This window comes from Lentzea chajnantorensis, from assembly GCF_054300775.1.
In genome coordinates, this window is the sequence record NZ_JBSDZT010000002.1 from 6,992,398 (window position 1) to 7,013,763 (window position 21,366).

Below are 21,366 nucleotides of genomic sequence, written 5' to 3' on the forward strand. Positions count from 1 at the left end.
GTCCGACGAGGCTGGTGACATGAAGCGCGCATTGATCGTCATCGACGTCCAGGAGTCGTTCCGCCGGCGTCCCAGCTGGGCCGAGGTGTCCAACCCCGGCGTCGTGGGCCAGGTGAACCGGCTGGTCGACCTCGCCCGCGACTCCGGCGACCTGGTGGTGTGGGTGCTGCACTCCGAGCCGGGCAGCGGTGACGTGTTCGACCCGGCGCTGGGGCACGTGCGGCTGATGGACGGGCTGAAGCCGCTCGACGACGAGCCGCTGCTGACCAAGACCTCGCACAACGCGTTCACCACGACCAACCTGCAGCAGACGCTGACCGCGCGGGGTGTGCGGGAGCTGCTGGTCAGCGGCATCCGCACCGAGCAGTGCTGCGAGACGACCACGCGGGTCGGCTCGGACCTCGGGTTCGACATGACGTTCGTGACGGACGCGACCGCGACCACGCCGTTGCCGCACTGGCGCACCGGGGCGGTGCTCGGCGTGCAGGAGGTCATCGAGCGCACCGAGTACGTCCTGGCGGGCCGGTTCGCGCGGATCTCGGACGTCGCTACGCTGACCGGATCGTGACCAGAGTCGTCTTCCTGCTCGTACCGGGAGTGCACCTGCTCGACCTCGCGGGGCCGGCGCAGGTGTTCTCCAGCGCGGCCGACTTCGGTGCCGGCTACGCACTGTCGTACGTCGGCGACTCGGTGTCGGTGCCGAGCCACCAGGGCGTGCCGCTGGGGGCGTCGACCGAGCTGCCCTCGCTGGGGGCGGACGACCTCCTGGTCGTGCCGGGATGGCGGTCGTCGACGTTGGTGGGCACCGGAGCGTTGAGTGCGCGCGCTCTGGCGTGGGTGCGCGCGCACCACGACAGCGGCGGCATGGTGGCGAGTGTGTGTGCCGGAGCCGATGCGCTCGGCCGTGCCGGACTGCTCGACGGCCGTCGTTGCACCACCCACCACGAACTGCAGGACGAGCTCGAACGCCGCTACCCCGCCGCACGGGTCGTGCGCGACGTTCTGTACGTGGAGGACAGTCGCGTCGTGACGTCGGCCGGCATCGCGAGCGGCATCGACCTCGCGCTGCACCTTGTCGCCGTGCGCAACGGTCCTTCCGTGGCCGCCGCCGTCGCACGCACGATGGTGGTTTACGCGCGCAGGAACGGCGACGACCACCAGGCGAGCGTGCTGCTGCGGTACCGGTCCCACGTCAACGAGACCGTGCACCGCATCCAGGACGTCATCGAGACGCGTCTCGCCGATCGCCTTTCGTTGGCAGAACTGGCATTGCTGGCCGGATGCAGCGAACGGACGGTCACGCGCCTGTTCGGCCGTGCGACCGGCATGACCCCGTTGAAGTATCAACAGGCGTTGCGCGTCGAACGCGCCGAACACCTCATCGGCAAGGGCGCCACCGTGGAGGTCGCCGCGCGTTCGGTCGGCTTCGAGGACGCCCGGATGTTGCGCCGCCTGCGTTCGCGCTGAGCCGCACGCGTGCGCCCCGCCGAGGGTCGACAACCCCGCCTCACCTGGGCATAGTCTGCCGCCGTGACCACTCTCGCGAACCGCCCCAACACCGCGTTGCTCGTGATCGACGTGCAGAACGGCGTCGTGAACCACGCCCACGACCGCGACACCGTGGTGGGCAACGTGGCCACCCTCGTGGCCAAGGCCCGCGCGGCCGGCATCGACGTGGTCTGGGTGCAGCACAGCAACCCCGAGCACATGCCGAAGGGCTCCGACGGCTGGCGGTTCGTCGCCGAGCTGGAGGTCGCCGACGGCGAACCGGTGGTGCACAAGGCCTACGCCGACTCGTTCGAGGCGACCGACCTCGAAGAGGTGTTGGCGGCCAAGGGGATCGGCCACGTGTTCGTGTCCGGCGCGCAGACCGACGAGTGCATCCGCTCCACCCTGCACGGCGCCCTGGTCCGCGGCTACGACGCCACCCTCGTGAGCGACGCCCACACCACCGAGGACCAGTCCGAGTGGGGCGCGCCCACACCGGACCTGGTCATCGCGCACACGAACCTCTACTGGGCCAACCACACCGCGCCGGGCCGCACAGCGGGCACGGTGACGACCGAGGACGCGTTCACGCCGGCGTGAGCAGGTGGGAAGCTCGGGCTGTAGTCGATCTTCCAGTCCTCGTACACGCCGCACTGGCCGCACGCGAGGCACCGCAGCCCGACGCTCACCCACCGCACCTCGCCGTCCGCCCGGCACGCCGCCCCGAGCACGGCGGCGAACTCCTCGCCACCGCACGGACACGCGCACTCCTGCGCCTCGTCGTCCTCCCAGTGCTCCGCCGAGTCGGCCAGGAACGCCGCCGTGCCGCACCCCAGGCACGTCCGCCGCGCCGCGCACTCCTCGGTCAGCTGCACGCCGAACGCCCGGCCGCCGCACGCGCCGCACACCGACTCGACCACGTGCGTGACCTCGTACCCGCCCGCACGGAAGTCCCGGACGTACTCGTCGAGGGTCATGCCGCGAGCCGGTTGATCTCGTCGCTGCGCAGCACCCGCGTGGCCGGTCGTGCGCCCTTCGCGAGCGCCACCAGCGCGCGCCCCAGCTGCTCGGTCGACGTCACGTGCTTCGGCGCGACCCTGGCCAGCACCGGGAACAACCACGAGGACCACGAGTAGACGTACCGGTAGATGCGCGTGCGCGAGGTGATCCCGTGGCGCGGCTGGATGAACCCCGGCCGCACCACGAACACCGGCCGGTCCAGCGCCAGCAGCTCGTTCTCGGTCCGGCCCTTCACCCGTGCCCACATCGTCTTGCTGCCGGCGTCCGCGCCTTCACCCGACACGTACACATACGTGCCACCAACAACACGGGCCGCCTCAAGCGCGTAGTCGTGCGTCACGGGCGTGTACTCCGCTTCGCTCAACCCGGCCGACGTCACACCCACGCAGTAGAAGCACGCGTCGGCGTCGGCCAGTTCGCCGGCGATCGGCGTGAGGTCGGCGAAGTCCGCGTGCACGACGTGCCGCAGCTTCGGTGACGTCACGTCCAACGGCGAGCGCCCGACCGTGACGACCTCACGCACCTCGGGGTCGAGGAGGCACTCCCGCAGCGCTCCCTGCCCCACCATCCCGGAACCGCCGAACACCACGATCTTCACGACGACAACCTAGCCCCGCACCGCCCTCACCGAGAAGCCGGCGAAGATCAGAGCAGCCGCGTCACGTACGGCATGATCCCGCCGTACCGCACCGGCGAGATCCGCACCACCGCACCGGAGTGCGGCGCCTCCACCATCATCCCGCCGCCGAGGTACAACGCCACGTGCGTGCCGCCGCCGGGTCCCCAGAAGATCATGTCGCCGGGAGCCATCTGCGACAGCGGCACCTTGCGGCCGGAGTTGTACTGGTAACCGCTGTAGTGCGGCAGGTACACGCCCGCGCCGGCGAAGGCGTACATCATCAGGCCGGAGCAGTCGAAGCCGATCTTGCGGTAGTCGCCGAAGGAGTCGGCCACGCCGCCGTCACGGACGCCGTAGGTGGGGCCGTAGTGGTTGCCGCCGCCCCACGCGTAGATGACGCCGCGTTGGGCCAGTGCGCGGTTGATGACGGTTTGCACGCGTGAGACCGAGGGTGCGGCAACGGCGGCAGGGCGTGGTGCAGCGGCAGGGGCCGGAGCGGCAACGGCCGCGGCGGCAGCGGCTGCGGCGCGGCGGGCGTTCTCCTCCTCCTCGCGGCGCTTGGCGTCGATCCACTGGTCGTACTGGCGGCGCTGGGCTTCGAGGCCGGTGACCTCGCCGCGGGCGGCGAGCAGCTCGCGTTCGACGGCGTCCTTGTCGGACTGCAGCTCGGTGGTCGCGGTGGCCTGGGCCTCGTGCGCGGCCACGGCTTCCTGCTGGGCGGCCTCGGCCACGCGCTTGGCCTCGTCGGCGGCTGCCTGCTTCTCCTCGGCCTTGCGCAGGGCGGCGCGGGCGGCGGAGTCGAGGTTCGCCGCGGTGCCCTGGTCGCGCATGACCTGGTCGAGGGCGTTCAGGGAGGACGAGGAGACCGCTTCGAGCATCTGCGCACGGGCGAGGAGGTCCTCGGGGGACTTGGCGCCGAAGTACGCGGAGATCGAGCCGACCGTGCTGCGCTGCGCGTACGAGGCGGCGACGAACTCGTCGAGGGCGCGGCGCGAGTCCTCGACGGCACGGGAGGCGGCGTCGGCCTGGGTGCGGGCGGAGGTGGCCTCGCGGCGGGCGGCCTCGGCCTCGGAGACGGCGGTCTCCAGGTCGACGCGGGCCTTGTTGGCGAGCTCGCGCTTGTAGGAGACCTGGTCGAGCAGCTCCTGCAGGCGGGCTTCCGCCTGGGTCAGGCGGCCGGTCAGCTCGCCGACCCGTGCCGCCTTCGCATCCGCCTGTGCGCGCGAGGCCGAGATCTCCGCGTCGCTCGGGTTCGGCGGAGGCGGGGGAACAGCGGCGGCCGTCCCCGTGAGGACGGCCGTCATCAGCACCGCGGCGGCGGAGAGTCGCGTCAGCATCCGGACATCACCTCCGACCGAATTAGACCAATCAGTCCCGGGTGGCGCATCTGGAACCGATGCACCGTCAGCCACTCGTGTCACAGTTGACCACGCAAGCGGTCCAATGGGGACGATCGGTTTGTCGGCGTGTCGTCAGTTCACGCCGCGGTCGCGCCCGGTCCAGTACGGTTCGCGGAGCTTGAACTTCTGGATCTTGCCGGTGGCCGTGCGCGGGATCGAGTCGCGGAACTCGACCGAGGTGGGGGCCTTGTAGCCGGCCAGGCGCTCCTTGCAGTGCCGGATCAGCTCGGCCTCGGTGACCTCCGCGGACCGCACGACGAGCGCCTTGATCGTTTCACCCCACCTCTCGTCGGGCACGCCGATCACGGCGACCTCGGCGACGGCCGGGTGGGAGAACAGGCAGTCCTCGACCTCGATCGACGACACGTTCTCGCCGCCGGTGATGATCACGTCCTTCTTGCGGTCGGAGATCGTCAGGTGGCCCTCGTCGTCGAAGTGGCCGCCGTCACCGGTGTGGAACCAGCCGTCCTCGATCGCCGCGGCGGTCGCCTCCGGGTTCTCCCAGTAGCCCTCCATGACCACATTGGACCGTGCGAGCACCTCGCCGGTGCCGGAGATCCGCAGCCGCGCGCCCAGCGCGGGCACGCCCGCCCGTGACTGCTTCCTCGCCTTCTCCTCGCCCTCCGGACCCGGCTGGGCGCGGTTGAACGTGAGCAGCGGCGCCGTCTCGGTCAGGCCGTAGATCTGCAGGAACTCCCAGCCGAGCTCCTCGGTCACCCGCTGGATCGTGCGCGACGGCGGCGGTGCGCCCGCGCAGACGATCCGCACGCGGTCACGGCCGGGGATCTCGCCGTCCCACGACGCCGCGGCGTCCAGCACGGCGTTCCACACGGCCGGTGCGCCGCACATCAGCGTGACGCCGTGGTCGCGGACCCGGCGCAGGATCTCCGCGCCGTCGACCTTGCGCAGCACGACCTGCGGCACGCCCAGGCCGGCCAGCCCGAACGGCATGCCCCAGCCGTTGCAGTGGAACATCGGCAGCACGTGCATGTACACGTCGCCTTCCCACGCACGGGTGTGCATGGCGAACGTGACGGCGTTCAGCCAGATGTTGCGATGGGTCAACTGCACGCCCTTGGGCCGCGCGGTCGTGCCGGAGGTGTAGTTGATCGTGGCGGTCGCGTCCTCCGAGGGCGCGCTCCACGGCCGTGGCTCCACATCGAACCGCAGCAGCGACTCCGACTCCTCGCCGAGCGTGAACCGGTGCCGCGCGACCACGTCGTCCAGCTCCAGCTCGGGGTCGACGAACAACGCCGACGCGCCGCTGTGCTCGACGATGTACCTGACCTCGTCGGGGTGCAGGCGGAAGTTGACCGGCACGCAGATGCGGCCGCTGCCGGGCACCGCGTGCAGCAGCTCCAGCAGCCGCGCCGAGTTGTGGCTGACGACGGCGACGCGTTCGCCCTCGCCGACGCCCAGCTCGTCGAGCCCCGCCTGCCACGCGCGCACACGGGCCGCCATCCGTGCGTACGTCGTCGTCTCGACCGGTCCGGCCGGCTGGTCCGGCTCGTCGACGGTCGCCGTCGTGGCCCCGAACGCGAACGACGCCCGGTCCAGGAAGTCCGTCGTGATCAGCGGTACGCGCATGGTCCCGACCCTACGACCAGGTGCTCGGATCTCCCCAGGACGAGAACCGGCCTCCCCCGGATGGAGGAACGGAGCTGAGGTCGGGCAGCACCTCGCCGACCGGTTCGCGCACGACGACGGCGGCGAGGGAGTCGTACGGAGTCGGTTCGTCGTTGCAGATGACGACCCGCGCCCCGACCTTCGCCGCGAGCGCCACCAGTCCCGCGGCGGGCTGCACGGACAGGGAGGTGCCGGCCACCAGCAGCAGGTCGCAGTCCAGTGCGGCGAGCCGGGCCCTGCGCAGCACCTCGCCGTCGAGCTCCTGCCCGAACGAGACGGTGGCGGACTTGAGGACTCCGCCGCAGCGCACGCACGCCGGTTCGGCCTCGCCGTCGGCGACGCGCTTCAACGCGTCGCGCATCGGGCCGGTGGCGCCGCAGTCGAGGCACACCGTGGCGTGCAGCGTGCCGTGCAGCTCCAGCACCCGGTGCGGGTCGGAGCCGGCTTTCTGGTGCAGGCCGTCGACGTTCTGCGTGACCACGGTGCGCAACCGGCCGGACCGTTCCAGTTCGACCAGCGCGCGGTGCGCGGCGTTCGGTGTGGCCGTCCACACGGGATGGTCGAGCCGCGAGCGCCACGTCCGCCTGCGCACCTCGGCGTCGGCGAGGTAGGAGGAGAGGGTGGCGCCCCGACCGGCGTCCGCGTCGCGCGCCCACACCCCGCCGGGATCGCGGAAGTCGGGGATGCCCGAGTCCGTGGAGACCCCGGCACCGGTCAGCACCGTGATCCGGTGGGCGGACGCGACCAGCGCCCGTGCCGCACTGCACGCGTCGGAGGCCATCGGGTCACACTAGTCCCGTGCGCAGCGCTGTGGGAGCCGCGATCGCGGCAGTGGGCTTGGTCACTCAGATCACCGGAACGTTCTTGCCCTGGCTCAAGTCGGGATCGACCACGAGGGACAGTTACCAGGTGCTCTCGCTCCGTGATCTCGCCGGGTTGGACGGGGTGGCGGGCGGCGTCGTGACGGGGGTGTGGGTCGGGCTGACCCCGCTGGCCGTACTGGCGATCGCCCTGCACGTGGTCCGATTTCGTCGAATCGCCGCATGCGCGGCGCTCCTCTTTGGCACGATCGGGGGAACCGTGGCCCTGGTTGCCACGGTCCAAGGGGACAGCAAGGGCGCATTGGTCGGCATCAGCACGACCGGACCCGTCGTCACCCTTGCCGGTGCTGTGCTGACGATCGTGGGGGCGATCACGGTGCTCACCTCGACCAGGCGCAGCGCAGTGATGACCTCAGGAGGGAACCGTGAGCTACCCGGGTAGCGGCGGACAGTGGCAGCCGCAGAACGATCCGTACGGGCAGCAGCACCAGCAGGGTGGTCATCCGCAGACCGGCCCGCAGGGCTACCCGCAACAGCAGCCGCAGCAGGGCGGTTTTCCGCAGACCGGGCCGCAGGGGTTCCCGCAGCAGGGCTACCCGCAGCAGCAGAACTTCCCGCAGCAGGGCTTTCCCCAGCAGGGTTTTCCCCAGCAGGGCTTCGACCAGCAGCCCTACGGCTACGCGCCGATGGGTGGCGAGCCGCCGAAGAAGAAGCGCACCGGCCTGGTGATCACGGCCGTGGTCGCGGTGCTGCTGCTCGTCGGCGGTGGCGTCACGTTCTTCGCGCTGCAGAAGTCGAACCCCGCGGCGAACGCCGGCAAGGACACGCCGGAGGTCGCGGCGAAGAACCTCGTCGAGCAGCTCGGCAGCGGTGACGTCGTCGGCATCATGGCCTCGCTCGCACCCGCGGAGGCCGCGCTGTCGAAGGACTACCTGGACTCGATGACGAAGGAGATGAAGCGCCTCGAGATCCTCAAGCCCGACGCGGACCCGAACAAGATGTCGGGCGTCGAGTTCAAGAGCGAGAACATCAAGTTCGACGAGGCGGCGGCCGAGAAGGTCAACGACCACCTCACGATCAACAAACTGACCGAGGGCAAGATCACCATCACCTCGGACATCTCCAAGGTCCCGCTGACCGACAAGCTGATGGACGCCATCGGCGACAAGGTCAGCATGACCAAGTCGGAGACCAAGACCTACGACATCTCGGCCGAGGTCAAGAAGCGCGGCAAGCCGATCGGCATCGCGTCGATCAAGGTCGATGACAAGTGGTACCCGAGCGCCTTCTACACGATCGCCAACGCGGTCCTGGAGGAGGAGAAGCTCACCTGGCCGGCCAAGGGCATCGCGGCGCAGGGCGCCGGCTCGCCGGAGGACGCGGCGAAGCAGCTGGTCACCGCGGCGCTGGACGGCGACATGGAGAAGGTCATCGCCACGCTGCCGCCGGACGAGGCCGGTGTGCTGCACGACCTCGGCCCGGTGCTGCTGGACCAGATCGGCAGCGTGGACAAGACCGGCGCCAAGCTGAACGCGCTGGAGACCGACGTGAAGGACGTGGCCGGCGGCAAGCAGGTCACCGTCAAGAAGCTGTCGGTGACGGCGGAGGGCGAGACGCTCACCATCACGCGCGAGGGCGACTGCTACTCGGTCGACGTGCCCAAGCAGGGTGAGCAGAAGCTGTGCGCCGACCAGGTCACGGAGCTGCTGGAGCAGCAGGGCGGCGGCAAGAGCAAGATCCCGGCCGAGGCGGTCGAGGTCATCGGGCGCGTCGCCACGTCGGTCATGAAGACCGGTGTCGGCGTGGTGTCCACCGAGGTCGACGGCAAGTGGTACGTCAGCCCGGTCCGCTCGTACTACGAGGTGCTGCTGACGCTGTTCCGCGGCTTCGAGCCCAAGGACGTCGACGCGCTGATCGCGCTCATGAAGAAGTAGTTCCCGCTGGTCCGCCACGGCCCTGTCACGCGCAACAGCGACGTGACAGGGCCGTGGCAGTTCACGGGCCGAGTGTGGTCGCCATGGACACTCAGGTTCTGATCATCGGCGCCGGCCCGACCGGCCTCACCCTGGCACTCGACCTCGCCCGCCGCGGCGTCGGGTTCCGCATCGTCGACGCCTCCCCCGCACCGTTCGCGGGCTCCCGCGGCAAGGGCCTGCAGCCGCGGTCGATGGAGGTCTTCCACGACCTGGGCGTCATCGAGCCGATCCTCGCCGCCGGTCGGCTGCACATGACCATGCGCGCCTACAACGGCCGTGAGGTGCTGCGCGAGTGGGACGTCCACGAGGGCCGCCACCCGACGGCCGAACGCCCGTACGCGCGCACCATGCTCATCGCCCAGTTCCGGGTCGAGCAGGCGCTGCGCGAAGCCCTTCCCCAGGCGGTCGAGTACGGCACGGCGCTGACGTCGTTCACCCAGGACGACTCCGGTGTCACCGCGGTCGTCGGGTCGGAGACCGTGCGGGCCAGGTACCTCGTCGGGTGCGACGGCGGGAAGTCGTTCGTGCGCAAGCAACTCGGCGTGTCGTTCGTCGGCGAGACGCACGAGGACCAGCGGATGCTGGTGGGCGACGTCCGGCTCTCCGGCCTGGACCGCGACCACTGGCACAGCTGGGGCGGGCGCGCGGACAGGTGGCTCGCGCTGTGCCCGTTGCCCGACACCGACCTCTTCCAGTTCCAGGCCACCGGTGACGGCGAGCCGTCGCTGGAGCTGTACCGGCAGATCGTCCGCGAGCGCACCGGCCTGGACGACGTGGTGCTGCACGAGGCGACGTGGATGTCGTTGTACCGCACCAACATCCGCATGGTCGACCGGTTCCGCGTCGGCCGGGTGTTCCTCGCGGGCGACGCGGCGCACGTGCACTCCCCCGCCGGTGCGCAGGGCATGAACACCGGCATCCAGGACGCCTACAACCTGGGCTGGAAGCTCGGGATGGAGACGTTGCTCGACACCTACGAGTCCGAGCGCAAGCCGGTCGCGGAGTGGCTGCTCGGCATGACGACCAGGATCATGACGTCGGGCAACCCGTTCGAGCGCCGCGACGACGAGACGCTGCAGCTGTCGCTGTCGTACCGCACGACCGACGGCGAGGGACTGCAGGCCGGTGACCGGATGCCCGACGGGATGACCGACCAGGGCCGGATCTTCGACCTGCTGCGCGGCCCCGACTTCGTGACGCTGGACTTCCCCGGCGGCCCGGTGCTGGTGCGCCCGGACGGGTACGTCGCCGCGGTCGGGCGGTCAGCGGTCGACGCGTACTTCGGCGCGCACCCGGTCACGCAGCTGCACCACCGCCGGGTCGCTGCTCGGGCCGCCGCGTAGCCGTTCGGCCTCGGTCAGGGCGTCCGCCGCGGAACGGGCGTCGCCCTGGGCCAGCAGCCAGCCCGCGTACGTCTCCAGCACGCTGGCCCGCGCGGGCCCGTCCGCGCTGCCGCTGACCGTGTCGAGCGCCCTCGCGTAGTGCTCACCCGCCTGGTCCAGGTGACCGAGGCGGGTGAGCGCCAGCCCGAGCCCGGCGTGGACGGTGGCGCGGAACTGGACCGCGTGCGCGTCGCCGGTGACGGCCAGTGCCCTCCGGTAGAGCCGCACCGCCTCCTCGAAGTCGCCGCCGAAGAACGCCACCTCGCCGTGCGCCTGCGCGACCCGTCCCCGGTCGAGGTCGTGCACCGGGTGCACCTGCGCGAGGTCCTCCCGCGCACCGGCCAGGTCACCGATCCGCACCTTCAGCCGCGCCGTCTGCACCAGCACCGACATCGGCACCAGCACGCTCTCCGGGTCCCCCAGCTCGGCCGCCACCCGCCGCGCCTCCGACACCGCCCGGAACCCCTCGGCGTGCGCACCGCGGTTGATCAGCACCATGACCAGGCACGACAACCCGAACACGACCGCCCACCGGTCCCCCACGGCGCGGAACAGCCGCAACGCCTCCCGGTAGGCCCGCTCCGCCTCCGGCGCCGCACCCTCGCTGAACTCCCCGGCCACCACACCGCGGACGAGCGCGGAGAACGCCCGCATCCACTCGTCACCGGACCGCTCCAGCCGGTCCGCGAGCGCCGACATCCGCCCGCCCAGCTCCGCCTGCCCCCACACCTGTCCGCTGGTGAGCATCAACGCGCACAGCGCCGTCGGCACGTCCTGCTGCCACAACCGCTCGGCCGCGAGCGCCGCCTCCGGCGTGCCCAGTGCCGCGAGCACCTCCGACAGCGGGTCGCCGGGCACCAGCGGCGCCCACCGCCGGATCTCCTCGAACCGCTTGGTCATCACCAGCCAGTGCCAGGTGCGGGCGGCCACCATCCGCCGCGCCAGCCCCTGGTCGTGCCCGACCGCCCACGCCAGTGCCGCGTCGAGGTTGGCCCGTTCGGCGTCGAACACCTCCAGTGCCTCTAGCTGGCGCGGGCCGCGGAACAGCGGCTCGGTGCGCTCGGCCAGCTCGACGTAGTGGCGCGCGTGGGCGGCCTGGTCGGCCAGGCCCTGCTCCAGCGCGTACTCGCGGACGGTCTCCAGCAGCCGGTAGCGCTCGCCGGAGCGGACGACCAGCGACTTCTCGACGAGGGCGGACAGCAGGTCCTCGGTCGCCCAGAGGTCGCCTTCCGCCGAGCAGACCTCGTGCACCGCCGCGGCCGTCGCCCCGCCCACGAACACCGCGACCCGCGCCAGCAGCTCCCGCTCGTCCGGGTCCAGCAGCTCCCAGCTCCAGTCGACGACCGCCCGCAGCGTCCGGTGCCGCACCGGACCGGTCCGCGTCCCGCGGTCCAGCAGCCGCAGCCGGCTCCCGACGCGTGCCTCCAGCTGCCGGGCCGACAGCGACCGCGCCCGTGCCGCCGCCAGTTCCAGTGCCAGCGGGATTCCTTCCAGCGCAACGCACACACGCCGCACCACGGCCTGGTCCAGCGCCGCGCCGACCCGTGCCGAGAACAGCCGCACGGAGTGGTCGAGGTCCAGCGGTGCCACCGGGTGCACGACCTCGCCGGGGATGCCCAGCGGTTCCCGCGACGTCGCCAGCACCCGCACCCCCGGTGCCTCCGCCAGCAGCCGCGCGCACAGCGAAGCCGCCGCGTCCACCACGTGCTCGCAGTTGTCCAGCACCACCAGCGACGTGCCCAGCCGGTCGAACACCGGCATCGCCAGCGGGTTCGGCCCCAGCGCCGCGTCGAGTGCGGCCAGCGGGTCGGCCGCCGAGTCCAGCTCCACGAACCACGCCGAGGCGCAGGACGAAGCGTGTGCCAGGGCCAGCCGCGTCTTGCCGACCCCGCCGAACCCGGTCAGCGTCACCAGCCGGTTCGCCGCCAGCAGCCCGCCGAGCGCGTCCAGGTCCTCGCCCCGGCCCACGAACGACCCCACCGGTGCCGGCAGGTTGCCGCGCACGCCGCGGTCCCGCAGCACCGCGAGGTGGGCCGCCGCCAGCGCTTCGCCGGGGTCCACGCCCAGCTCCTCCGCCAGCGCGGCGCGGACCCGTTCGTGCACGGCCAGCGCGTCCGAGCGCCGGCCCGCGGCGTGCAGGGCCAGCATCAGCCGCGCCTGCACGTCCTCGCGCAGCGGGTGAGCCGCCGCCAGCGCCTCCAGCCCGGTCAGGTCGTCGCGCAGCAACGCGAGCCGCACCGCCTCGTCGACCGCGAACGGCGCGTCCTCGAACGGGGCACCGCGCCACAGCGCCGCGTCGCGCGTGCGGAGGAACTCCTCGACGTCGGTGTCCGCTTCAAGCCGGTAGCCGCCCGCGTGCGAGGAGATCACGGACGCGCCGACCGCCCGCCGCAGCCGGGACACCAGCGACTGCAACGCGGCGGCGCCGTCGGCCGGTGGCTCGTCCGGCCACAGGTCCGCGATCAGCTGCTCGGCGGTGACCACCCGGCCCGGCTGCATCGCGAGCCGGATCAGCAGCCACCGCAACCGCTTGCCGCGCACCTCCACCGGCCCGTCGCCGCGGACGACGAGCGGTCCCAGCACGTCGACGCGCGTCACGCCCGCCGCACTCCCAGCGCGACCGCGCCCGCCACCAGCACCGCGCCGACCGCTCCCGCCCACAGCACCGACAGCGACACCTGGTTGTGCCCCAGCGCGTCGAGCACCCAGCCGAGCGGCGTGCCGCGGCCCAGCGGGTAGGTCAGGACGACCACGGTGAACACCGCGAGCACCGTCCGCCCGATCGCGTCGAACACCGGCCGCGCGAACATCAGGCCCACGCCGACGCCGAGCAACGCGACCGCCGTGTGCGCGCCGAGCCCCACCAGGAACTCGCCGACCGTGTACGGGTGCGGGTTCGTGACCACCGGCCACACCGCCGCCAGCACCGCCATCGCCACCGCGAACAGCACGGCCACCACCGCGACCGCGCCGAGCACCCGCGACCAGCCGCCGGCCGACACCACGGTGATCTCGCGCCGCACCACGTCCTCCGACGTCGCCACGACGACCGCCATCCACGCGCAGACGGGGTACAGCAACGCCGCCGACCCCGAGTACGCCTCCAGTGGCTGCCCGGCGTCCGAGGAGAACAGCATCCCCATGACGCCGAGGAACACCAGCACCGGGGCCAGGAACCGCTGTCCCCGCAGCACGTCCGCCGCGAGGTACCGCACCAGCGAGGTCATCGCACGCTCCGCACCGAGCACCCGAGCCGCAGCGCCTCCGCCAGCACCGAGTCGCTGCGGTCCGGTGCCACGACCACGCGCGCCGACGTCCCGCGCGACAGCACCGACCGCACGCCCTCCAGCGCCTCCAGCGCCTCCAGCCCCACGACCCGGCTCAGCTCGATCGTCACGTGGCCGCCCGCGAGGTCCACCCGCGTCGCGTCCGCGAGGTGCCCCTCGTGGTCGGACACCAGCGCCGTCCGCCCCCGCAGCAACTCCACCAGCTCCGCCGACGCCGCCGGGTCCAGGCCGCTCCACGGCTCGTCGAGCACCAGCACGTCGGAGGCGAGGAACGCCTGCGCGAGCGCCACCTTCTGCGCGTTGCCCTTCGACAGCGCGGACATCGGCGCGGTCAGCGAGCCGACGAACCCCAGCCGCTCCAGCACGTCGTTGGCCGCGGAACGCCGGACCCGTCCCATGTGCGCGAGGTAGGACGAGGCGGACATCCGGACGTCGGACGGGAACCGCTCCGGCACGTACCCGACCGACGCGGGCCGCACGACCCGTCCCGACGTCGGCCGCAGCACCCCCGCCGCGATCTTGAGCAGGGTGGACTTGCCGGTGCCGTTCGCGCCGGTCAGCACCACCAGCTCGGACACCTCCAGCGTGAGGTCGCGCAGCACCCAGGGCCCGCGCCCGTACCGCTGGGAAACCTGATCGAGGAGCACCACGCCAAGATAGCCACAGCCGGCACGGCGGCGTCGCCCTCCGCGCCGCGCGGGTGAGTTAGGACAACCTGGGTTGAAGCGGCTTACAGGACAAGCGTACTGTTTGGGGTCGAGGGGCAGTGGTCGACCGGTTGAGGAAGACTCTCCCCGTACCCGAACTGACCACCGCGCTGTCACCAGATGGAGTTGCACGTGACCAACAGCCTGGACAGCTTCGGCGCCCGCGGCACGCTCAACGTCGGCGACGCCTCGTACGAGGTGTTCCGGCTGAGCGCCGTGGAGGGCGCGGAGCGTCTGCCGTTCAGCCTGAAGATCCTGCTGGAGAACCTGCTGCGGACCGAGGACGGCGCGAACATCACCGCCGACCACGTGCGCGCTCTCGCCAACTGGGACCCCACCGCGGAGCCCGACACCGAGATCCAGTTCACGCCCGCGCGCGTCGTGATGCAGGACTTCACCGGCGTCCCCTGCGTCGTCGACCTCGCCACCATGCGCGAGGCCGTCACCCAGCTCGGCGGCGACGCCGAGAAGGTGAACCCGCTCGCGCCCGCCGAGCTCGTGATCGACCACTCGGTCATCGCCGACATCTTCGGCCGCCCGGACGCGTTCGAGCTGAACGTCGACCTGGAGTACGAGCGCAACCGCGAGCGCTACCAGTTCCTGCGCTGGGGCCAGACCGCGTTCGACGAGTTCAAGGTCGTCCCGCCCGGCACCGGCATCGTCCACCAGGTCAACATCGAGCACCTCGCTCGCGTCGTCATGGTCCGGGGCGGCCAGGCGTACCCGGACACGCTGGTCGGCACCGACTCGCACACCACGATGGTCAACGGCATCGGCGTGCTGGGCTGGGGCGTCGGCGGCATCGAGGCCGAGGCCGCGATGCTCGGCCAGCCGGTCTCCATGCTGATCCCGCGGGTCGTGGGCTTCAAGCTCTCCGGTGAGCTGCCCCCCGGCGCCACCGCCACCGACCTCGTGCTCACGATCACCGAGATGCTGCGCAAGCAGGGCGTCGTCGGCAAGTTCGTCGAGTTCTACGGCGAGGGCGTCGGCGCGGTGCCGCTCGCGAACCGCGCCACCATCGGCAACATGTCGCCGGAGTTCGGCTCCACGGTCGGCATCTTCCCGATCGACGGCGAGACCATCGACTACCTGCGCCTGACCGGCCGGTCCGAGAAGCAGATCGCGCTCGTCGAGGCCTACGCCAAGGAGCAGGGCCTCTGGCACGACCCGTCCCGCGAGCCGGTGTTCTCCGAGACGCTGGAGCTCGACCTGGCGACGGTCGTCCCGTCCATCGCCGGCCCGAAGCGCCCGCAGGACCGCATCGAGCTGACCTCCGCCAAGGAGGCGTTCCGCCAGGCACTGGGCGCCTACGTCGCGCACACCGACGGCCAGGAGCTGTCCGGCGTGGACGAGGCCGTCGACGACACGTTCCCGGCCAGCGACCCGATCGCCGTCCACGAGGGCGAGAACGGCTCCGGCACGCCGAAGGTGGTCCACACCGCCGCGGAGGGCGCCACCGGCCGGGTGTCGAACCCGGTCAAGGTCTCCCTCGACGGCAACGAGTTCGAGCTGGACCACGGCGCCGTCGCGATCGCCGCGATCACGTCGTGCACCAACACCTCGAACCCGTCCGTGATGCTCGGCGCGGCCCTGCTCGCGAAGAAGGCCGTCGAGCGCGGCCTCGAGCGCAAGCCGTGGGTCAAGACGACCCTGGCGCCGGGCTCGAAGGTCGTCATGGACTACTACGAGCGCGCCGGCCTCATGCCGTACCTGGAGAAGCTCGGCTTCCACCTGGTCGGCTACGGCTGCACCACCTGCATCGGCAACTCGGGCCCGCTGCAGGACGAGATCTCGGCGGGTGTGCAGGAGGGCGACCTCGCGGTCGTCTCGGTGCTGTCGGGCAACCGCAACTTCGAGGGCCGGATCAACCCGGACATCAAGATGAACTACCTCGCGTCGCCGCCGCTGGTCGTGGCGTACGCGCTGGCCGGTTCGATGGACAAGGACATCACCACCGAGCCGCTGGGCACGGACACCGAGGGCAAGCCGGTGTACCTGTCGGAGATCTGGCCGTCGCCGGCCGAGATCGCCGAGGTCATCTCGACCTCGATCTCCGCGGAGGGCTTCACCAAGGGCTACACCAACGTGTTCTCCGGTGACGAGCGCTGGCAGTCGCTGCCCACGCCGACCGGCAACACGTTCGAGTGGGACGCCGAGTCCACCTACGTGCGCAAGCCCCCGTACTTCGAGGGCATGGAGATGGAGCCGAAGCCGGTCACCGACGTCGCGGGCGCCCGCGTCCTCGCGCTGCTGGGCGACTCGGTCACCACCGACCACATCTCCCCCGCCGGTTCGATCAAGGCCGACTCGCCCGCGGGCAAGTACCTGACCGAGCACGGCGTGGAGCGCAAGGACTTCAACTCCTACGGCTCCCGCCGCGGCAACCACGAGGTGATGATCCGCGGCACGTTCGCGAACATCCGTCTGCGCAACCTCCTGCTCGACGACGTCCAGGGCGGCTTCACCCGCAACTTCCTGGAGGCCGACGCCCCGCAGACCACCATCTACGACGCGTCGGTGGCCTACGCGGAGGCGGGCGTCCCGCTGGTCGTGCTGGCGGGCAAGGAGTACGGCTCCGGTTCGTCGCGCGACTGGGCGGCCAAGGGCACCTCGCTGCTCGGCGTCCGCACCGTCATCGCCGAGTCCTACGAGCGCATCCACCGCTCGAACCTGATCGGCATGGGCGTCCTGCCGCTGCAGTTCCCGGCCGGCGAGACCGCCGCGTCGCTGGGCCTCGACGGCACCGAGACGTTCGACTTCACCGGCATCACGGAGCTGAACAACGGCACCACGCCGTCGACGGTGCACGTGACCGCTACGAAGGCCGACGGCGCGAAGGTGGAGTTCGACGCGGTCGTCCGCATCGACACGCCCGGTGAGGCGGACTACTACCGCAACGGCGGCATCATGCAGTACGTGCTGCGCAAGATGGTCCGCAGCTAGGTTCTGCCGCCGGACCAAGACCGAAGGGCCGTTCACACCCCGGTGTGGGCGGCCCTTCGGTGTGCCGCCCGGACCGCACAGCGGTAACGGTGGCGCCCGGGAGTGCGATGCCAAGACACCCTGACACCCGCGGGAGACCTCACATGAGCCTGAGCGTGCTCGGCGACCTCAACTGGTTCGCCGTCGTCGTCGCCACCGTCGCGTACTACGGGCTGGGCGCGATCTGGTACGCCGAGTTCGCCTTCGGCAGGGCCTGGCGGCGGTCGCTGGGCTGGGATCTCACCCCGCCCGAGCGCATCGGCTCCAGCGTCTACACGATCCCGCTGGCCACCTGTTTCGCCGCGACGCTGGCGGTCGCGATGGTCGCCGCCGCGTCCGGTACCGACGACGTGCTGGAGGGCTTGCTGCTCGGCCTGGTCGTGGGTGTCGGTGTCGCGTTCCCGGTGATGTTCGTGGGCGGGGTGTTCGACACGACGAAGCCCGCCCCGAAGGCCTCGGTGGCCATCGGGGCGGGCTTCCACGTCATCGGCCTCGGGCTCGTCGGAGCGATCCTGGGCCTGTGGCGTTAGCGGCGCCAGAACAGGTGGTGCACCACACCGCTCGGGCTGGGCACCACGTCCAGGTGGTAGCGGTCGAGCAGCTCGTCGGGCGAGTCCCACAGCCGCAGCCCGTCCCCCAGGCTCACCGGGGACACGGCGACGTGCAGCGTGTCGACGAGACCCGCGTCGAGGAACCGGCGGATGGTCGTGACGCCGCCGCCGAGCCGGACGTCCTTGCCCTGTGCGGCCTCCCGCGCCTGCTCCAGCACCGCCGCCGGGTCACCGCCGACGAAGTGGAACGTGGTGTCCGAGAGCGTGATGGACGGCCGTTCGTGGTGGGTCAGGACGAACACCGGGGTGTGGAACGGCGGCTCGTCGCCCCACCAGCCCTGCCACTCGTGGTCGGTCCACGGTCCGCGCTGGTACCCGAACTTGTTGCGGCCCATGATCTCCGCGCCGATGTTGTTCGTGAAGTCGCGGGTGAGGTAGTCGTCCAGGCCGCGGCTGCCACCGGGCTCGGTGCGGTTGGGCCAGCTCGCCGTGGCGCCGGCCCAGCCGAACAGCTTCCCCGCGTCGGGCAGGCCGAACGGGTTGTCGAAGCTCTGGTGCTCACCGGCGGCGACCCCGTCGCTGGTGACGTTGAAGTTCTGCACTCGCAGCAGCTGTGCCACGTGTTCCTCCGAGTTGTGCCGACGTCGACCGGGTTGACTCGCCGAGCCGGCAGAACTCATCGCCTCGGGCGCTACCGACCGGCCTTGTGCAGCTCGCGCAACGCGCGCACGGACGTGACGGCGTAGTCGCGGTCCACGGCCTGCACGGCCATGATCGAGATGTACTCGTCCTCCGGCAGCTCCAGCCGAGCCCACGCGGCACCGTCGGGGAAGCTGATCGCCAGCACGTCACCCCACGCGAAGCGGTGCGACGTCACGACGTTGCGGATCTCGATGCCGGTGGCGTCGGCCCTGACCCGCGGCCGGGTCAGCAGCAGCACACCGCCGGCGAGCAGGAAGCCGAGCACGATCATGGCGACCTGGTCGGAGGTCCGGAAGATCACGCCGGTCGGGGTGTTGCCCAGCAGCAGACCGACCACGGTGAACACGACCACCAGGCCGACCGCGCACGCCCACGCGACCTTGCGGATCTTCTTCGGGCGCAGCACCACGTCGGTCGCGGTCATCATTCGAAACCCCGCTCGGTCCAGGGCTGGCGCAGGCCGCGCAGCACCAGCGCGGTGTCGATCGCCGCCACGGTCGCCTCGTACCCCTTGTCCTCCACCGAGTCCGGCAGCCCGGCACGGGCCAGCGCCTGCTCCTCGGTGTCCGTCGTCAGCACGCCGTTGCCCACCGGCGTCGACTCGTCGAGCGCGACGCGGGTGAGCCCGTCGGTCACCGAGTCGCACACGTACTCGAAGTGCGGGGTGCCGCCGCGGATGACCACGCCCAGCGCGACCACCGCGTCGTGGTGGCGGGCCAGCTCCTGCACCACGACGGGGAGCTCGATCGCCCCCGCCACGCGCACGACGGTCGTGTCGGCGCAGCCCGCGTCCTCGGCGGCCCTGAGGGCGCGCTCGACGAGCTGGTCGGTGATCTTCGTGTGCCAGCGCGTCGCCGCGATCGCGACGCTCAGGCCCCTGCCGTCGAGCTTCGTCTGCTCAGGACGGCCCTCGCCGCTCATTCCTGGTCCTCCGTAGCGGAAACAACGGCCTCGTACTGCTCCAGCTGGGTCAGTTCGTGGCCCATCCGGTCGCGCTTGGTGCGCAGGTACCGCAGGTTCTCCGGGTTCGGGGAGATCGGCAGCGGCACCCGGTCGAGCACGCGCAGACCGTATCCGGCCTCCAGCCCGACGCGCTTGGCCGGGTTGTTCGTCAGCAGCCGCATGGACTTGATGCCGAGGTCCACGAGGATCTGCGCGCCCGTGCCGTAGTCGCGGGCGTCGGCGGGCAGGCCCTGCGCGAGGTTCGCGTCCACGGTGTCCGCACCCTGGTCCTGCAGCTGGTAGGCCTGCAGCTTGTGCATCAGGCCGATGCCGCGGCCCTCGTGCCCGCGCATGTACAGCACGACACCGCGGCCCTGTGCGGCCACGGCCTCCATCGCCGCGTCGAGCTGCGGGCCGCAGTCGCAGCGCAGCGAGCCGAGCACGTCGCCGGTGAGGCACTCGGAGTGCACGCGCACCAGCACGTCCTCGCCGTCACCGATCTCGCCGTAGACGAGCGCGACGTGCTCGATGCCGTCGAGCAGGCTGTCGTAGCCGAAGGCGGTGAACACCCCGTGCGCGGTCGGGATGCGGGCCTCGGCGGCGCGCACGACCTGGGTCTCGACCCGGCGTCGGTACGCGATCAGGTCCGCGATGGTGATGATCGCCAGGTCGTGGTCGGCGGCGAAGACCTCGAGCTCGTCGCGGCGGGCCATGTCGCCCTCGTCCTTCTGCGACACGATCTCGCAGAGCACGCCCGCGGGAGAGAGCCCGGCCAGGCGTGCCAGGTCGACGGCGGCCTCGGTGTGACCGGGACGGCGCAGCACGCCACCGGCTTTGGCGCGCAACGGGACCACGTGGCCGGGCCGGTTGAAGTCGGTGGCCTTCGAGGTCGGGTCGGCGAGCAGCCGGATCGTGCGGGCGCGGTCCGCGGCCGAGATGCCGGTGCTGACGCCCTCACGCGCGTCGACCGTGACCGTGTAGGCGGTGCCGCGCGCGTCCTGGTTCGTGTGGAACATCGGCGGCAGGTCGAGGCGTTCGCAGTCCTCCTCGGTCAGCGGCACGCAGATGTAGCCGGAGGTGTAGCGGACCATGAACGCGAGCAGCTCCGGCGTCGCCTTCTCGGCGGCGAAGATCAGGTCGCCCTCGTTCTCGCGGTCCTCGTCGTCCACGACGACCACGGGGCGGCCCGCCTTGACGTCGGCGACCGCCCGTTCGATGTCAGCGAAGTCGGTGTTCACTGGGTCTCCTCGCCCGCGATGGCCCGCAGGTGCGGGACGGCCAGTCGTTCAACGTACTTCGCCAGCACGTCGACCTCCAGGTTCACGGTGGAACCCGGCGACCGGTGCCCGAGCGTGGTCAGCTCCAGCGTGGTGGGGATGAGGCTCACCGTGAACTCGTCCTCGGCGACCGTGACCACGGTCAGCGACACGCCGTCGACCGTGATCGAGCCCTTCTCCACGACGTAGCGGGCGAGCTGGGGCGGCAGTCCGATGTGGACGACCTCCCAGTGCTCCGCCTTCTCCCGCGCGAGGATCGTGCCCGTGCCGTCGACGTGGCCCTGCACGATGTGGCCACCGAGGCGCTGGCCGACGGCGGCCGCGCGCTCCAGGTTGACCCGGTCGCCCTCTGCGACCTTCGCGAGGCTGCTGCGCACGAGGGTCTCGCGCATCACGTCGGCGGTGAACGTGCCGTTCTCCACCTCCACGACGGTGAGGCACACGCCGTTCACCGCGATGGAGTCGCCGTGCTTCGCGTCGCTCGTGACGATCGGCCCGGAGACGCGGATCCGCGCCGCGTCTGGCAGGTCCTGAACCGCGACCACGTGGCCGAGTTCCTCGACGATCCCGGTGAACACCGCTCCTC

The 21,366-nt window shown here is 71.4% G+C and carries 21 protein-coding genes; 8 read left to right on the top strand and 13 right to left on the bottom strand.

The window, feature by feature from the left end:
* The first annotated feature begins 19 nt into the window (after window positions 1-19).
* The 3 genes from ACVDFE_RS33480 (at window position 20) to ACVDFE_RS33490 (ending at window position 2,088) form a co-directional block, all read left to right on the top strand.
* Window positions 20-568 carry a cysteine hydrolase family protein gene (locus ACVDFE_RS33480; protein ID WP_458433321.1) on the top strand — a complete coding sequence of 183 codons (549 nt, stop codon included), beginning with the start codon at window positions 20-22 and terminating at the stop codon, window positions 566-568.
* Window positions 565-1,467 carry a GlxA family transcriptional regulator gene (locus ACVDFE_RS33485; protein ID WP_458433322.1) on the top strand — a complete coding sequence of 301 codons (903 nt, stop codon included), beginning with the start codon at window positions 565-567 and terminating at the stop codon, window positions 1,465-1,467. The genes ACVDFE_RS33480 and ACVDFE_RS33485 overlap by 4 nt, the downstream gene beginning before the upstream one ends.
* Before the next feature lie 63 nt (window positions 1,468-1,530).
* Window positions 1,531-2,088, top strand: a complete 558-nt coding sequence (locus ACVDFE_RS33490; protein WP_458433323.1) for a cysteine hydrolase family protein — start codon at window positions 1,531-1,533, stop codon at window positions 2,086-2,088.
* Here the strand turns inward: ACVDFE_RS33490 and ACVDFE_RS33495 are convergent.
* The 5 genes from ACVDFE_RS33495 to ACVDFE_RS33515 all read right to left on the bottom strand — a co-directional run bounded on the left by ACVDFE_RS33495 (window position 2,013) and on the right by ACVDFE_RS33515 (window position 6,934).
* On the bottom strand, window positions 2,013-2,465 hold the full coding sequence (locus ACVDFE_RS33495; protein WP_458433324.1) for a hypothetical protein: 453 nt from the start codon (window positions 2,463-2,465) through the stop codon (window positions 2,013-2,015). The two genes, ACVDFE_RS33490 and ACVDFE_RS33495, sit on opposite strands and share 76 nt — an antisense overlap.
* Entirely contained in the window at window positions 2,462-3,106 is a 645-nt protein-coding gene (locus ACVDFE_RS33500) for an epimerase (RefSeq protein WP_458433325.1), read from the bottom strand. Before ACVDFE_RS33500 ends, ACVDFE_RS33495 begins: the two co-directional genes overlap by 4 nt.
* 47 nt (window positions 3,107-3,153) lie before the next feature.
* Window positions 3,154-4,464, bottom strand: coding sequence for an NlpC/P60 family protein (locus ACVDFE_RS33505; RefSeq protein ID WP_458433326.1), 1,311 nt, complete (start codon window positions 4,462-4,464; stop codon window positions 3,154-3,156).
* Between the two features lie 135 nt (window positions 4,465-4,599).
* The gene (locus ACVDFE_RS33510; protein WP_458433327.1) at window positions 4,600-6,114 is read right to left on the bottom strand and encodes a class I adenylate-forming enzyme family protein; all 1,515 of its coding nucleotides are present in this window, start codon (window positions 6,112-6,114) and stop codon (window positions 4,600-4,602) included.
* Between the two features lie 10 nt (window positions 6,115-6,124).
* Complete coding sequence (locus ACVDFE_RS33515) at window positions 6,125-6,934, bottom strand: SIR2 family NAD-dependent protein deacylase (RefSeq protein ID WP_458433328.1); 810 nt, start codon at window positions 6,932-6,934, stop codon at window positions 6,125-6,127.
* Between the two features lie 17 nt (window positions 6,935-6,951).
* Here ACVDFE_RS33515 and ACVDFE_RS33520 point away from each other — a divergent pair, with 17 nt between their 5' ends.
* From ACVDFE_RS33520 to ACVDFE_RS33530, 3 genes are all read left to right on the top strand, one after another.
* Window positions 6,952-7,416: a hypothetical protein gene (locus tag ACVDFE_RS33520; protein ID WP_360387154.1), complete on the top strand. Its 465-nt coding sequence runs from the start codon at window positions 6,952-6,954 to the stop codon at window positions 7,414-7,416.
* Window positions 7,400-8,908, top strand: a complete 1,509-nt coding sequence (locus ACVDFE_RS33525; RefSeq protein WP_458433329.1) for a flagellar basal body protein FliL — start codon at window positions 7,400-7,402, stop codon at window positions 8,906-8,908. Before ACVDFE_RS33520 ends, ACVDFE_RS33525 begins: the two co-directional genes overlap by 17 nt.
* Before the next feature lie 83 nt (window positions 8,909-8,991).
* Entirely contained in the window at window positions 8,992-10,293 is a 1,302-nt protein-coding gene (locus ACVDFE_RS33530; RefSeq protein ID WP_458433330.1) for an FAD-dependent monooxygenase, read from the top strand.
* Here ACVDFE_RS33530 and ACVDFE_RS33535 read toward each other — a convergent pair.
* The 3 genes from ACVDFE_RS33535 to ACVDFE_RS33545 are packed head-to-tail and all read right to left on the bottom strand — an operon-like array spanning window position 10,213 to window position 14,266.
* Complete coding sequence (locus ACVDFE_RS33535) at window positions 10,213-12,930, bottom strand: BTAD domain-containing putative transcriptional regulator (RefSeq protein WP_360387146.1); 2,718 nt, start codon at window positions 12,928-12,930, stop codon at window positions 10,213-10,215. The genes ACVDFE_RS33530 and ACVDFE_RS33535 overlap by 81 nt on opposite strands.
* On the bottom strand, window positions 12,927-13,559 hold the full coding sequence (locus ACVDFE_RS33540) for a hypothetical protein (protein ID WP_458433331.1): 633 nt from the start codon (window positions 13,557-13,559) through the stop codon (window positions 12,927-12,929). The genes ACVDFE_RS33535 and ACVDFE_RS33540 overlap by 4 nt, the downstream gene beginning before the upstream one ends.
* Window positions 13,556-14,266, bottom strand: coding sequence for an ATP-binding cassette domain-containing protein (locus ACVDFE_RS33545; RefSeq protein WP_458433332.1), 711 nt, complete (start codon window positions 14,264-14,266; stop codon window positions 13,556-13,558). Before ACVDFE_RS33545 ends, ACVDFE_RS33540 begins: the two co-directional genes overlap by 4 nt.
* 192 nt (window positions 14,267-14,458) lie before the next feature.
* On the opposite strand from ACVDFE_RS33545, the gene acnA reads away from it, so the two are divergent.
* The gene (acnA, locus tag ACVDFE_RS33550; protein WP_458433333.1) at window positions 14,459-17,269 is read left to right on the top strand and encodes an aconitate hydratase AcnA; all 2,811 of its coding nucleotides are present in this window, start codon (window positions 14,459-14,461) and stop codon (window positions 17,267-17,269) included.
* Window positions 17,270-17,412: 143 nt separating this feature from the next.
* Window positions 17,413-17,838 carry a DUF1761 domain-containing protein gene (locus ACVDFE_RS33555; protein ID WP_360387135.1) on the top strand — a complete coding sequence of 142 codons (426 nt, stop codon included), beginning with the start codon at window positions 17,413-17,415 and terminating at the stop codon, window positions 17,836-17,838.
* On the opposite strand, the gene ACVDFE_RS33560 is transcribed toward ACVDFE_RS33555, so the two are convergent.
* The 5 genes from ACVDFE_RS33560 to ACVDFE_RS33580 form a co-directional block, all read right to left on the bottom strand.
* The gene (locus ACVDFE_RS33560; RefSeq protein WP_360387133.1) at window positions 17,835-18,479 is read right to left on the bottom strand and encodes a dihydrofolate reductase family protein; all 645 of its coding nucleotides are present in this window, start codon (window positions 18,477-18,479) and stop codon (window positions 17,835-17,837) included. The two genes, ACVDFE_RS33555 and ACVDFE_RS33560, sit on opposite strands and share 4 nt — an antisense overlap.
* 71 nt (window positions 18,480-18,550) lie before the next feature.
* Complete coding sequence (locus ACVDFE_RS33565; protein ID WP_458433334.1) at window positions 18,551-18,988, bottom strand: PH domain-containing protein; 438 nt, start codon at window positions 18,986-18,988, stop codon at window positions 18,551-18,553.
* A complete protein-coding gene (gene ribH, locus ACVDFE_RS33570; protein ID WP_360387128.1) occupies window positions 18,985-19,482 on the bottom strand; it encodes a 6,7-dimethyl-8-ribityllumazine synthase in 498 nt (165 codons plus the stop codon). Before ribH ends, ACVDFE_RS33565 begins: the two co-directional genes overlap by 4 nt.
* Complete coding sequence (locus ACVDFE_RS33575; protein WP_360387125.1) at window positions 19,479-20,741, bottom strand: bifunctional 3,4-dihydroxy-2-butanone-4-phosphate synthase/GTP cyclohydrolase II; 1,263 nt, start codon at window positions 20,739-20,741, stop codon at window positions 19,479-19,481. Before ACVDFE_RS33575 ends, ribH begins: the two co-directional genes overlap by 4 nt.
* Window positions 20,738-21,358 (bottom strand): riboflavin synthase, encoded by a 621-nt coding sequence (locus tag ACVDFE_RS33580; RefSeq protein WP_458433335.1) that lies wholly within the window; start codon window positions 21,356-21,358, stop codon window positions 20,738-20,740. Before ACVDFE_RS33580 ends, ACVDFE_RS33575 begins: the two co-directional genes overlap by 4 nt.
* Window positions 21,359-21,366 lie beyond the last annotated feature (8 nt).

Coding starts and splice junctions, on each gene's coding strand:
- ACVDFE_RS33480 (WP_458433321.1), top strand. CDS start 20: ATGAAGCGCGCATTGATCGTCATCGACGTCCAGGAGTCGTTCCGCCGG.
- ACVDFE_RS33495 (WP_458433324.1), bottom strand. CDS start 2,465: ATGACCCTCGACGAGTACGTCCGGGACTTCCGTGCGGGCGGGTACGAG.
- ACVDFE_RS33505 (WP_458433326.1), bottom strand. CDS start 4,464: ATGCTGACGCGACTCTCCGCCGCCGCGGTGCTGATGACGGCCGTCCTC.
- ACVDFE_RS33510 (WP_458433327.1), bottom strand. CDS start 6,114: ATGCGCGTACCGCTGATCACGACGGACTTCCTGGACCGGGCGTCGTTC.
- ACVDFE_RS33515 (WP_458433328.1), bottom strand. CDS start 6,934: ATGGCCTCCGACGCGTGCAGTGCGGCACGGGCGCTGGTCGCGTCCGCC.
- ACVDFE_RS33530 (WP_458433330.1), top strand. CDS start 8,992: ATGGACACTCAGGTTCTGATCATCGGCGCCGGCCCGACCGGCCTCACC.
- ACVDFE_RS33540 (WP_458433331.1), bottom strand. CDS start 13,559: ATGACCTCGCTGGTGCGGTACCTCGCGGCGGACGTGCTGCGGGGACAG.
- ACVDFE_RS33555 (WP_360387135.1), top strand. CDS start 17,413: ATGAGCCTGAGCGTGCTCGGCGACCTCAACTGGTTCGCCGTCGTCGTC.
- ACVDFE_RS33565 (WP_458433334.1), bottom strand. CDS start 18,988: ATGATGACCGCGACCGACGTGGTGCTGCGCCCGAAGAAGATCCGCAAG.
- ribH (WP_360387128.1), bottom strand. CDS start 19,482: ATGAGCGGCGAGGGCCGTCCTGAGCAGACGAAGCTCGACGGCAGGGGC.